General features: G+C 69.5%; 16 protein-coding genes. 5 read left to right on the top strand and 11 right to left on the bottom strand.

Annotated features, from left to right (window positions below):
* Nucleotides 1-207 precede the first annotated feature (207 nt).
* Together CLV71_RS30555 and CLV71_RS30550 are read left to right on the top strand one after the other, a co-directional pair.
* Nucleotides 208-936: a hypothetical protein gene (locus CLV71_RS30555; protein WP_133906321.1), complete on the top strand. Its 729-nt coding sequence runs from the start codon at nucleotides 208-210 to the stop codon at nucleotides 934-936.
* A 248-nt stretch (nucleotides 937-1,184) separates the two neighbouring features.
* The gene (locus CLV71_RS30550; protein WP_133906320.1) at nucleotides 1,185-2,744 is read left to right on the top strand and encodes a S8 family peptidase; all 1,560 of its coding nucleotides are present in this window, start codon (nucleotides 1,185-1,187) and stop codon (nucleotides 2,742-2,744) included.
* 42 nt (nucleotides 2,745-2,786) lie between these two features.
* Here the strand turns inward: CLV71_RS30550 and CLV71_RS30545 are convergent, their stop codons facing one another.
* Nucleotides 2,787-3,485, bottom strand: a complete 699-nt coding sequence (locus CLV71_RS30545) for a TetR/AcrR family transcriptional regulator (protein WP_243866801.1) — start codon at nucleotides 3,483-3,485, stop codon at nucleotides 2,787-2,789.
* Between the two features lie 94 nt (nucleotides 3,486-3,579).
* On the opposite strand from CLV71_RS30545, the gene CLV71_RS30540 reads away from it, so the two are divergent.
* From CLV71_RS30540 to CLV71_RS30530, 3 genes are all read left to right on the top strand, one after another.
* Nucleotides 3,580-3,846 (top strand): hypothetical protein, encoded by a 267-nt coding sequence (locus CLV71_RS30540; RefSeq protein ID WP_133906318.1) that lies wholly within the window; start codon nucleotides 3,580-3,582, stop codon nucleotides 3,844-3,846.
* 62 nt (nucleotides 3,847-3,908) lie between these two features.
* Entirely contained in the window at nucleotides 3,909-4,307 is a 399-nt protein-coding gene (locus CLV71_RS30535; RefSeq protein ID WP_133906317.1) for a DUF5313 family protein, read from the top strand.
* Nucleotides 4,308-4,393: 86 nt separating this feature from the next.
* Nucleotides 4,394-4,954, top strand: coding sequence for a dihydrofolate reductase family protein (locus CLV71_RS30530; RefSeq protein WP_133906316.1), 561 nt, complete (start codon nucleotides 4,394-4,396; stop codon nucleotides 4,952-4,954).
* Here the strand turns inward: CLV71_RS30530 and truA are convergent.
* The 10 genes from truA to map all read right to left on the bottom strand — a co-directional run bounded on the left by truA (nucleotide 4,951) and on the right by map (nucleotide 10,847).
* Complete coding sequence (gene truA / locus CLV71_RS30525) at nucleotides 4,951-5,748, bottom strand: tRNA pseudouridine(38-40) synthase TruA (protein ID WP_243866800.1); 798 nt, start codon at nucleotides 5,746-5,748, stop codon at nucleotides 4,951-4,953. The genes CLV71_RS30530 and truA overlap by 4 nt on opposite strands.
* A gap of 29 nt (nucleotides 5,749-5,777) precedes the next feature.
* Complete coding sequence (gene rplQ, locus CLV71_RS30520; protein WP_133906315.1) at nucleotides 5,778-6,506, bottom strand: 50S ribosomal protein L17, sunset domain variant; 729 nt, start codon at nucleotides 6,504-6,506, stop codon at nucleotides 5,778-5,780.
* Nucleotides 6,506-7,564 (bottom strand): DNA-directed RNA polymerase subunit alpha, encoded by a 1,059-nt coding sequence (locus CLV71_RS30515; RefSeq protein ID WP_133906314.1) that lies wholly within the window; start codon nucleotides 7,562-7,564, stop codon nucleotides 6,506-6,508. Before CLV71_RS30515 ends, rplQ begins: the two co-directional genes overlap by 1 nt.
* A 92-nt stretch (nucleotides 7,565-7,656) precedes the next feature.
* Nucleotides 7,657-8,262, bottom strand: coding sequence for a 30S ribosomal protein S4 (gene rpsD / locus CLV71_RS30510; RefSeq protein WP_133906313.1), 606 nt, complete (start codon nucleotides 8,260-8,262; stop codon nucleotides 7,657-7,659).
* 21 nt (nucleotides 8,263-8,283) lie between these two features.
* A complete protein-coding gene (gene rpsK / locus CLV71_RS30505) occupies nucleotides 8,284-8,691 on the bottom strand; it encodes a 30S ribosomal protein S11 (protein ID WP_133906312.1) in 408 nt (135 codons plus the stop codon).
* Nucleotides 8,692-8,709: 18 nt separating this feature from the next.
* Entirely contained in the window at nucleotides 8,710-8,895 is a 186-nt protein-coding gene (locus CLV71_RS30500; protein ID WP_133906311.1) for a hypothetical protein, read from the bottom strand.
* Nucleotides 8,892-9,272, bottom strand: coding sequence for a 30S ribosomal protein S13 (gene rpsM, locus CLV71_RS30495; RefSeq protein ID WP_133906310.1), 381 nt, complete (start codon nucleotides 9,270-9,272; stop codon nucleotides 8,892-8,894). Before rpsM ends, CLV71_RS30500 begins: the two co-directional genes overlap by 4 nt.
* Before the next feature lie 148 nt (nucleotides 9,273-9,420).
* A complete protein-coding gene (gene rpmJ, locus CLV71_RS30490) occupies nucleotides 9,421-9,534 on the bottom strand; it encodes a 50S ribosomal protein L36 (RefSeq protein ID WP_010148647.1) in 114 nt (37 codons plus the stop codon).
* A 25-nt stretch (nucleotides 9,535-9,559) separates the two neighbouring features.
* Nucleotides 9,560-9,781, bottom strand: a complete 222-nt coding sequence (gene infA / locus CLV71_RS30485) for a translation initiation factor IF-1 (protein ID WP_005166804.1) — start codon at nucleotides 9,779-9,781, stop codon at nucleotides 9,560-9,562.
* A 298-nt stretch (nucleotides 9,782-10,079) separates the two neighbouring features.
* A complete protein-coding gene (gene map / locus CLV71_RS30480; protein WP_133906350.1) occupies nucleotides 10,080-10,847 on the bottom strand; it encodes a type I methionyl aminopeptidase in 768 nt (255 codons plus the stop codon).
* Between the last annotated feature and the right edge of the window lie 29 nt (nucleotides 10,848-10,876).

Here is a 10,876-nt window from a genome sequence, read left to right as displayed (position 1 = left end):
CTCCAGGGACGCCGTCTCATGACAGTCCTCGCAGGACAAGCGAAGCAAGCGTTCCCCGGAGGTCCCGGCCATGAACGAAGGTAGTCCTATCAGCGGAGCTTGCGGAGCGAATCATCGATGTTCAGGCCGGCTCGGAGCCTGCGGAGGGCGCCGGTGGAGCGGAGCCTGCGGAGCGTTCCGGGGGCACGGAGCGGGCGAGGAGCCGGCATGAGTGAGTCATCCCGGCTTCTCGATCTCCAGACCGGCAACGGGCTGACGCAGGAGTTCCTGATGTCGCCCGCGATGCTCGACGCGGTCAGCCCCACCGGCGACCGGGGCGGCATGATGCTCGGCTCGTCGCCGCAGGGCGAGCCGATGACGATCTCCGCGCTGCGGCCCGCGCCGACGCGGCTCGTGCTCGTCGGCGGGCTGTACCTGGCGCGGCAGGTCGCGTTGCGTGCCATGGCGGTCGGCGCGTGGGTGGTCGTCGCGACCGGGCGGCCCGGCTCGTGGCAGGTCCTGCAGAAGGCCGCGGGCACCGGCCCCGACGGACGTCCCGCGCCGCTCGTGCAGATCCGCAGGCTCAGCCCCGTCGAGCTGCCGCGCCCGTCGGAGGACGCGCCGCTGCTGGTGGTCCACGACGGCGGCCCGACCCCGCAGGAGCTGTTCCCGCCGCGCACGCCGTGGCAGACGACGGTGTACGTGCTGCCGTACATGCACCCGCAGGCGGGCGCGACCGCCAACGCCGCGGATCTGGTGCTGCTGCAACGGTTGCCTGTCGGCCAGGCACAGCTCGCGGCACGCGTGTGGCGCCTGCCCCCGCCGATGGTGCACGAGCTGACCACCCTGCCCGACGACGAGGTGATCGCACTCGGGCACATGCTGTGGAAGCGCATGCGCCTGATCACCAACACCAAGGAGCAGCAGATCCTCGGCCCCGTCCGCAGAGGCGACTAACCCAGGAATGTGACACGCGGCACACGGCGCAACTCGCGCCGCCGTTCGGGCCAACTTGTTCCCACATTGTGGAGCGAGTGTTCATAAGTGGCTCTCCGAACACGAGTGACTCTATTGCGTCACCGGGCTTCGCGGACAAATGTGGACATCGGTCGTTCGTTCGCGGACGGCCGGATCTCCCCTACGCAATCGAGGTCCCATGGTGAGGGCTTGAGACCTCGTGCGCCCTGCGACAAGGAGAAACACCTATGGTCAGGCCTCGTGCCGTCTCAGTGAGACGGCTGTTGTCAGCTGGGTTCGCCACCGCCGCGGCGGTCGGGCTCGCGGTCGTCGCGACCGCGCCCGCCTCGGCGGCACCGGAGGGTCACGTCCTCGGCACCGACTCCGCCACAGCGGTCGCCGACAGCTACATCGTCGTCTACAAGGACAACGCCGCCGCGGAGGCGAAGTCCACCGCCGCGTCGTTCGGCGCCAAGGTCACCAACCGCTACAGCGCGGTCTTCGACGGCTTCGCGGCCTCGATGAGCGAGCAGCAGGCCAAGCAGCTCGCCGCCGACCCCGACGTCGCGATGGTGCAGCAGAACCAGGTGCTGTCGCTGACCACCGACCAGACGAACCCGCCTTCGTGGGGCCTCGACCGCATCGACCAGCGTGACCTGCCGCTGAACAACCTGTACTCGTACTCGACGACCGCGAGCAACGTGCACGCGTACATCATCGACACGGGTGCGGACCTCGACCACCCCGACTACGGCGGCCGGATGTCGAGTGGCTTCGACGCCATCGACGGCGGCACGGCCGACGACGGCAACGGCCACGGCTCGCACGTCGCGGGCACCATCGGCGGCAACGCCCACGGTGTGGCCAAGGGCGTGTCCCTCGTCGCGGTCCGCGTGCTGAACAACCAGGGCTCCGGCACCACTGCACAGGTCGTCGCGGGCATCGACTGGGTGACCGCGAACGCGATCAAGCCTGCCGTGGCGAACATGAGCCTCGGCGGCGGCGCCGACAGCGTCCTCGACGCGGCCGTCGCGCGGTCGATCTCCAACGGACAGGTCACCTACGCGATCGCGTCCGGCAACTCGAACGCCGACGCCTGCGGCTTCTCCCCGGCCCGCGTGCCCGCCGCGATCACGGTGAACGCGACCACCCGCACCGACGCACGTGCCTCGTTCTCGAACTTCGGCAGCTGCACCGACATCTTCGCGCCTGGCGAGGGCATCACCTCCGACTGGCTCAACGGCGGCACGAACACGATCAGCGGCACGTCGATGGCGACGCCGCACGTTGCGGGCGGCGCGGCGCTGTACCTGGCCGACCACCCCACGGCGCTCCCCGCCGACGTGAGCGCCGCCCTGACGGCCGCCGCGTCCAACGGCCGGGTCTCCAACCCGGGCGGCGGCTCGCCGAACAAGCTGCTGTACACGGGCCCGGACGCCAACGAGCCCCCGCCGACCAACGGCCCCTGCCCCGCGGCGACCAACGCGAACAACTTCACCATCAACGACAACTCGACCGTGAACAGCCCCATCACCATCTCGGGCTGCTCCGGCACGGCGAGCAACGGCTCGACCGTGGCCGTGCAGATCCAGCACACCTACATCGGTGACCTGATCGTCGACCTCGTCGCGCCGGACGGCACGCTGTACAACCTGCACAACCGTGCGGGCGGCAGCACGGACAACATCAACCAGACCTACACCGTGAACCTGTCGAGCGAGACCGCCAACGGCACGTGGAACCTGCGGGTCCGCGACGCGGCCTCCGTCGACACGGGCTTCATCGACAGCTGGACCCTCGACCTCTGAGGTGACGAGGAAGCTGAGGGGCCCCGTGCTCGGCGGGGCCCCTCAGCCTGTCCCGTCGACCAGGCGCGCGATGCCGTCCAGCACGCGCGCCAGGCCGAACTCGACGTCCGGACCGGTCGGGCTGTCCGCGTACGCGCCGCTCACGAGCATCCCGGCGAGCAGCGGGTAGCCGCGTTCGGCCAGCAGTGGGTACAGGAAGCCGACCACCTCGGGTGACTGGACCGGTGACGCCTCGCTCGCCGCGAGGTCCCGCGCCAGTGCTGCGATGCTCCTGGCGTACCCGTCGAGCAGCATCGCGCAGGACAGCTGGTCACCGGGCGGCAGACCGGTCCCACCCAGCACCCGCAGCAGACTCTCCAGCCACGCCAACAGGTTCGGCGTCACCGGGGCGCCCCGGATCGGCAGGTCGACCAGCCACGGGTGTGCCCCGTAGCGGGCGATCAGCGACCGCACCCACGCCGAGGCACCCTCGCGCCACGTGTCCGGCAGCTCGGGCGGCGGGCCGACACCCGCGTCCAACAGCAGCAGCACCAGCTCGTCCTTGCAGCTGACGTACCGGTACAGCGCGGTGGGGGTCAGGTCCAGCCTGCGCGCGATCCTCGGCAGCGACAGGCCTGCCACGCCCTCCCCGTCGGCCAGCGCCATCGCGGCGGCGACGATCTCCGCGACCGTGTGGGCCGGCTTCGGGCCGCGCCTCGGCGCGGGCGGGAAGCCCCAGACCAGGGCCAGGCCGTGCGTCAACGGAGACTCTCCCGCCCTGTCAAGCATGCTGGTCCCCCCTTCGTCGTGCCTGCTCGCCCCATCGCCCGAGAACTGTGCCGATCATAAACTGTTCATGTCATTCACAGATATGGACCGGGGTGCGACGACCATGCAGGACTACTTCGAGCAGGTTCTCCAGCCGACCGACAAGCCGACGACGGCCAAGCGGGTCGTGACCGCGCTCTGGCTCTCGGTGCTGCTCGTCGAGTTCACGGTCTGGCTCCTCGTCGGCATCATCGGCGGCTTCGACGGGCCGTGGTGGCTGTGGACCGCCGCGGTCGGCGGTGTCGTGGTCGGCTGCCTGCACCTGGTGGGGCGCGAGCCGCGAGAACATCCGTGATCCGCCTGGCGCGGACACAGGGTCGCCGCGGTGTCCCTGGCGGCGCCCTAGGATCGGCGGCGGTGAGACGCCCGAACCCGGTGCTGTGGCTGTACTACCAGTACGGCGGCAGGCTCCCGGACCGCTACCGCGACTGGGTCCTGCACGACGCGACGTGCAGGACCTGGCTGGTTCGCGCGCTGCTGCGGCCTCTCGTGTGGCTCGCACCGGTCTTCGCGGTGCTGCTGGCCGTGCTGGTGCTCACGGGCGGCTCGTGGCCGATCGCCCTCGGCGCGATCCTGCTCGGCGTGCTCGTCAGCCTGCGGCTCGCGGTGGCCAACGCGATGGAGAGCGTGGACGCCCGGCTCGTCAGGTACGGCTACCCGCCGGGACACGCCTCGGCCACCCGCCGCGCGAGGGACGCCGAGGCCAACGCCGAGGAGCAACGCCGCTACCGCGAACAGTGGCGCGACCGGCCCTGACGCCTCCGTGTCGAGACGGGCGGCACGGCTCCGACTACTCCGTGACGGCGCCGGGAGGCGGCGCCGAGCTGAGCCGGAGGGTCGCGATGAACAGGATCGTGCTGGACGTGTCGGTTTCCCTGGACGGGTTCTCGGCCGGACCCGACGTGCGGGCGGCGGAACCGATGGGTGACGGCGGCGAACGCCTCCACTCGTGGATGTTCGACGGCGGGGAGACCGACGCCGCGATGCGCAGGGAGGTGGACGAGCGCGTCGGCGCCACCATCATCGGGCGGCGCACCTTCGATCTCGGCGTCGGCCCGTGGGGCGGGACGCCGTGGCCCGGTGTACCCAGTTTCGTGGTGACCCACCGGTTGCGGGAGGACCTCCTCGGCGACAACGGCGGCACGTTCGCCTTCGTGGGGCTGGACGAGGCGGTTCGGCGCGCCAGACAGGCCGCGGGCGACAAGGACGTGCTGGTGCAGGGCGCCGATGTCGCCAGGCAGCTGCTCGGCGCGGGCGTGCTGGACGAGCTCCACCTCCACGTCGCCCCGTTCCTCCTCGGGGCGGGCACACCGCTGTTCGACGGGGAGCGAGCCGAGCTGGTCCCCGAGGGAACGCCAGTGCGCGGGATGGCGACCCACCTGCGCTACCGGGTCGCGGCCTAGGGGTGCTCGCGGAGGTTGCGGGTCTGTTCGGCCCGCGCGGCCAGCAGGTCCGGCGGCGGGTAGTCCACGCCGACGAGGGTCAGCCCGTGGGCCGGGGCGACGGTGACCGTGCTGGGGCGGGTCTCCGCCTTCAGCAGTGAGGCGGGCCATTCGGCCGGTTTGCGGCCCTCGCCGACGGCCAGCAGGGCGCCGACGAGGCTGCGGACCATCGAGTGGCAGAAGGCGTCGGCCGACACCTCGGCCTCGACGAGCGTGCCGGTGCGTGTCCAGTGCAGGCGTTGCAGGTCGCGGATGGTCGTGGCGCCCTCGCGTCGGCGGCAGAACGCCACGAAGTCGTTGAGGCCCACCAGAAGCCGGGACGCCTCGTTCAGGGCGTCGACGTCCAGTGGACGCGGCCACGTCACGGTGTCGTTGCGGCGCAACGGATCCGCTGACCACTGCTGGTCGCACACGCGGTAGCGGTAGTGCCTGCGGACCGCGGAGAAGCGGGCGTCGAAACCCTCGGGGGCCGGCTGGATCGACAGGATCCGCACGTCCGGGGGCAGGGCCCGCGCCAGGCGGTTCAGGTCCGGGGCGGCGGGCAGATCAGTGTGGGCGACCTGGCCGGACGCGTGCACCCCGGCGTCGGTGCGGCCCGCGACGGTCAGGCGGACGTCGTGGCGCAGCACCATCGACAGGGTGTCCTCGATGACCGCGCACACCGTGCGACGCTCGGGTTGGCGGGCCCAGCCCGAGAAGTCCGTACCGTCGTAGGCGATCCCCAGCTGGAAGCGGACGAGCCCGCCACCTTCCAAGGTGGCGGGCTCGTCCGTGGAAAGACCAGTCAGGACTCGTCGTCCTGGCTCTTGGGCCGGCTGTAGCCGGCGGCCTCCGCGTCCTCTGCCGTCGCGAACCACACGTCGGCCTCGGTCTGCGAGTAGTGCGACGACTCCTCGTCGTGGAACAGCATCGAGTTGGCGTTGCCCTTGATCGGGAAGCCCTCGGGCTGCGAGCCGTCCTCCAGCGGGGCGTGGCTGCCCGCGCCGAAGGGGTGCTCGTCGTCCGACTCGCTCTCCTCCACGTCGACGTCCGCGTCGTCGGCCACGGCCTCGGTCGCGGTCTCGTCGGCGGCCTCGGTCGCCGCGGTCGACTCGGACTTCTTCTCGTCCTTGGCGAACCGGGTCTTGCGCGCGGCCTCTGCCTCGGCGGTGACCGTCTTCTCCTGCACCAGCTCGATGATCGCCATGGGGGCGTTGTCGCCCTTGCGCGGGAGCGTCTTCAGGATCCGGGTGTAGCCACCGTTGCGGTCGGCGAAGTGCGGGCCGATCTCGGTGACGAGCCGGTGCACGATCGACGGGTCGTGGATGACCTGCATGATCTGGCGCCGGTTGTGGAGGTCACCCTTCTTCGCCTTGGTGATCAGGCGCTCCGCGTACGGCCGCAGCTTCTTGGCCTTGGCCTGGGTGGTGTGGATCCGGCCGTGCTCGAACAGCGATGTGGCAAGGTTTGCCAGCATCAGCCGCTCGTGGGCCGGCGAGCCGCCCAGGCGGGCGCCCTTCGTTGGCGTGGGCATTACAGCTGCTCCGTCTCCGCGTAGTCCTGGCCATCATCGTGGCTGGCGTCCGCAACACCGCTGTCCGAGGACCAGCCTTCGCTCGCGTAGTCCGAGGCGGCGGTGGTCGGGTCGAACCCGGGCGGGCTGTCCTTCAGTGCGAGACCGAGGCCGACGAGCTTCATCTTGACCTCGTCGATCGACTTCGCGCCGAAGTTGCGGATGTCCAGCAGGTCCGCCTCGCTGCGCGACACCAGCTCACCCACGGTGTGGATGCCCTCGCGCTTGAGGCAGTTGTACGAACGCACGGTGAGGTCGAGGTCCTCGATCGGCATCGCGTAGGCGGCGATGGTGTCCGCCTCCTGCGGCGACGGACCGATCTCGATCCCCTCGGCGTCCACGTTGAGCTCGCGGGCGAGGCCGAACAGCTCGACCAGCGTCTTGCCGGCCGACGCGACGGCGTCCCGCGGGGTGATCGAGGGCTTCGTCTCGACGTCGAGGATCAGCCGGTCGAAGTCGGTGCGCTGCTCGACACGCGTCGCCTCGACCTTGTAGGTGACCCGCAGCACCGGCGAGTAGATCGAGTCGACCGGGATGCGGCCGATCTCGGCGCCTGCCTGCTTGTTCTGCACGGCAGGCACGTAGCCGCGACCGCGCTCGACGACCAGCTCGATCTCGAGCTTGCCCTTGCCGTTCAGGGTGGCGATGTGCAGGTCCGGGTTGTGGACCGTGACACCGGCCGGCGGCACGATGTCACCGGCGGTGACCTCGCCGGGGCCCTGCTTGCGCAGGTACATCGTGACCGGCTCGTCCTCCTCGGAGCTGACGACCAGCTCCTTGAGGTTGAGGATGATGTCGGTGACGTCTTCCTTCACGCCCGGCACGGTGGTGAACTCGTGCAGCACGCCGTCGATGCGGATGCTCGTCACGGAGGCACCGGGAATCGACGACAGGAGCGTGCGGCGCAGCGAGTTGCCGAGCGTGTAGCCGAAGCCCGGCTCCAGCGGCTCGATGGTGAACCGGGAGCGTGTCTCGTTGACCGGCTCCTCGCCGAGCGAGGGCCGCTGAGAAATCAGCACTTTCTTGTTCCTTTACCTCAGGGGCGACCGCTATTTGACGCCCACCGGAGATGAACCGGGAGGTGGGCCTTGGCCCACCTCCCGGTGATGAATCACTTCGAGTAGAACTCGACGATCAGCTGCTCCTGGACGGGCACGTCGATCTGTGCGCGCTCGGGCAGCTGGTGGACGAGGATCCGCAGCGTGTTGGGCACGACCTGCAGCCAGCCCGGGATGGGCCGGTCGCCGAAGGACTCCTTGGCGGCGACGAAGGGCAGCGTGGGCAGCGACTTCGGCTTCACGTCGATGATGTCGAACTTCGACACCTGGAAGCTCGGGACGTTGACCCTCTTGCCGTTCACGACGAAGTGGCCGTGGCTGACCAGCTGCCGCGCCTGGCGGCGGGTGCGGGCGAGGCCCGCGCGGTACACCACGTTGTCCAGCCGCGCCTCGAGCAGCTGCAGCAGCGCCTCACCGGTCTTGCCCTTGGTGCGCGCGGCCTGCTCGTAGTAGCGACGGAACTGCCGCTCCAGCACGCCGTAGGTGTAGCGGGCCTTCTGCTTCTCCTGGAGCTGAAGCAGGTACTCGCTCTCCTTGACCCGACCGCGGCCGTGCTGGCCGGGCGGGTACGGGCGGCGCTCGAACGCGCGGTCGCCGCCGACGAGGTCAACCTTGAACCGCCGTGACTTGCGGGTCACGGGTCCGGTGTAACGAGCCATTGTTCTCTACTCCCCCGTTCCCTAGACCCGGCGCCGCTTGGGAGGGCGGCACCCGTTGTGCGGCTGTGGCGTGACGTCCTGGATGGTCCCGACCTCGAGACCGGCCGCCTGCAGCGACCGGATCGCGGTCTCCCGGCCGGAGCCGGGGCCCTTCACGAAGACGTCGACCTTGCGCATGCCGTGTTCCGCGGCCTTGCGGGCCGCGTTCTCGGCGGCCATCTGCGCCGCGAACGGGGTCGACTTGCGGGAACCCTTGAAGCCGACGTGGCCGCTGGAGGCCCAGCTGATCACGTTGCCCGCGGGGTCGGTGATGGAGACGATCGTGTTGTTGAACGTGCTCTTGATGTGGGCGTGCCCATGGGAGACGTTCTTCTTTTCCTTGCGCCGGACCTTCTTGACGCCGGCGCCCTGGCGGGTCTTGGGTGGCATTGCTTCGAGGTGCTCCTGTTAACGCGAGGAAGTCGAGGTCTGGGTGCTCGCGGCCGACTCGTGGTCCGCGTCGCGCACGACCGTGCCGGGAACCCGGTAGAGGTCGCGAAGTGCCTGTGGCCGGGCGTTCTTGGGTGCCACCTGGAGGGCAACGAACTGCCGGTTGCGCCGCCGCTGTGCGACGACCGATACGACCTGGCTCACTTCTTACCAGCCTTCTTCTTGCCGGCGACCGTCTTCTTCGGCCCCTTGCGGGTACGAGCGTTGGTCTTCGTCCGCTGACCGCGGACGGGCAGCCCACGGCGCCAGCGAATGCCCTCGTAGCAGCCGATCTCGATCTTCCGGCGGATGTCCGCGTTAACCTCGCGGCGGAGGTCGCCCTCGACCTTGTAGTTCGTCTCGATGAACTCACGGAGCTTGGAGACGTCCTCGTCGGACAGGTCCTTCGCACGCAGGTCCGGGCTGATCCCGGTCTGGGTGAGCAGCTCCTTGGAGCGGGTACGGCCGATGCCGTAGATATAGGTCAGCGCGATCTCCATCCGCTTCTCGCGGGGGAGGTCGACGCCAGCAACGCGTGCCATATCTCCTCTTGAAGGTAGTTTCCAGGTCTGCTCCCCAGCCGTCCCGCGCGGTGGCGGGCCCCGGCCTGGATCCGGGGGTGAACCGAGCCCGTGTGGCTCGGCAGGCTTGGGGAGGGCCTCTTCTCGTGGTCCGCGAGTGGTGCGGGGATCAGCCCTGGCGCTGCTTGTGGCGCAGGTTCTCGCAGATCACCATGACCCGGCCGTGACGGCGGATCACCTTGCACTTGTCGCAGATCTTCTTGACGCTCGGCTGGACCTTCACGTCCCTTGTCTCTCTATCGGTGGCTCTACTTGTAGCGGTAGACGATTCGGCCGCGGGACAGGTCGTAGGGCGAGAGCTCCACGACCACTCGGTCCTCCGGCAGAATGCGGATGTAGTGCTGCCGCATCTTGCCGCTGATGTGTGCCAGGACCTTGTGTCCGTTCTCCAACTCGACTCGGAACATCGCGTTGGGGAGCGGCTCCACCACACGGCCTTCGACCTCGATGGCCCCGTCCTTCTTGCCCATGTCCTCCGCGTTTCGTCTTTGTGTGTCGACATACGTCTTGGTCGACGCAGCCCGCCGCGCACATACCCGACTAGCTTGGGGACACGCATGACGGAGACGGCGCAACGGGTGCGCCACCGAATCAGTGTACGCGTGCCCCGTGAACAGGAAAAATCAGCCCCCCATTACCGGGGCTTGGGCACGAACGGGGGTCACCCGTCCGAGTGAGACGACCGTCACGGGGACCACGATGGGCGACCGGCGCGGTGTCTTTCTGGTGGTCTTCGGGGCCTCCGGGTCCGAAGACCCACGCACCATCTCAGGGGGCGGTCAACACCCAGGGACCGTCTTCGGTGACCGCCACCGTGTGCTCCCAGTGTGCGGCCCGCGAGCCGTCGACCGTCACGACGGTCCAGCCGTCGGACAGCTCCTCCGTCGCGTGGCTGCCCAGCGTCAGCATCGGCTCGATGGCGATGGCCATGCCCGCACGCAGGCGGGGGCCCTTGCCCGGCTTGCCGAAGTTCGGCAAGAACGGCTCCATGTGCATGGACGTGCCGATCCCGTGGCCGCCGTACTCGCGGATGATGCCGTACGTCGTGCCCGCGGCCCGCTCGGTCGCGTGGACCGACTCCTCGATGGCGTGCGAGATGTCGGTCAGGCGGTTACCGATGACAACCGCCTTGATACCCGCCTCCATGGCCACGCGGGTGGCTTCCGACAGCGCCAGGTCCTCCGCCGGGACAGTGCCGACCGGGACCGTGACGGCCGAGTCGCCGTGCCAGCCTTCGAGGATCGCGCCGCAGTCCACGGAGATCAGGTCACCGTCGGACAGGACCTGGGTCTTCGACGGGATGCCGTGCACGATCTGGTGGTTGACCGACGCGCAGATCGTCGCCGGGTAACCGTGGTAGCCGAGGAACGACGGCACAGCCCCCGCGTCGCGGATGGTCTGTTCGGCCAGCTCGTCGAGCTCGGCCGTGCTCACCCCGGGGCGGACCGCAGCCACGACATCGGCCAGGGCCTTCGCGACCACCAGACCGGCGGCACGCATGGCCTCGATCTCGGCCGGGCTCTTCAGCTCGATCATGGAACGCCCACGCCACTGGCGCAGGGTGT

It is taken from the genome of Actinophytocola oryzae, assembly GCF_004364325.1.
GTDB lineage: Bacteria > Actinomycetota > Actinomycetes > Mycobacteriales > Pseudonocardiaceae > Actinophytocola > Actinophytocola oryzae.
Note: the sequence above shows the minus strand (reverse complement) of the source record. Positions and strands in the feature narration are given on the sequence as shown.

Bases quoted from the DNA above. Each gene is read 5' to 3' on its own strand.
- CLV71_RS30550 (WP_133906320.1), top strand. From the start codon at position 1,185: ATGGTCAGGCCTCGTGCCGTCTCAGTGAGACGGCTGTTGTCAGCTGGG.
- CLV71_RS30530 (WP_133906316.1), top strand. From the start codon at position 4,394: ATGAACAGGATCGTGCTGGACGTGTCGGTTTCCCTGGACGGGTTCTCG.
- rpsK (WP_133906312.1), bottom strand. From the start codon at position 8,691: ATGCCACCCAAGACCCGCCAGGGCGCCGGCGTCAAGAAGGTCCGGCGC.
- rpsM (WP_133906310.1), bottom strand. From the start codon at position 9,272: ATGGCACGCGTTGCTGGCGTCGACCTCCCCCGCGAGAAGCGGATGGAG.
- rpsD (WP_133906313.1), bottom strand. From the start codon at position 8,262: ATGGCTCGTTACACCGGACCCGTGACCCGCAAGTCACGGCGGTTCAAG.
- map (WP_133906350.1), bottom strand. From the start codon at position 10,847: ATGATCGAGCTGAAGAGCCCGGCCGAGATCGAGGCCATGCGTGCCGCC.
- CLV71_RS30540 (WP_133906318.1), top strand. From the start codon at position 3,580: ATGTCATTCACAGATATGGACCGGGGTGCGACGACCATGCAGGACTAC.
- infA (WP_005166804.1), bottom strand. From the start codon at position 9,781: ATGGGCAAGAAGGACGGGGCCATCGAGGTCGAAGGCCGTGTGGTGGAG.
- CLV71_RS30555 (WP_133906321.1), top strand. From the start codon at position 208: ATGAGTGAGTCATCCCGGCTTCTCGATCTCCAGACCGGCAACGGGCTG.
- rplQ (WP_133906315.1), bottom strand. From the start codon at position 6,506: ATGCCCACGCCAACGAAGGGCGCCCGCCTGGGCGGCTCGCCGGCCCAC.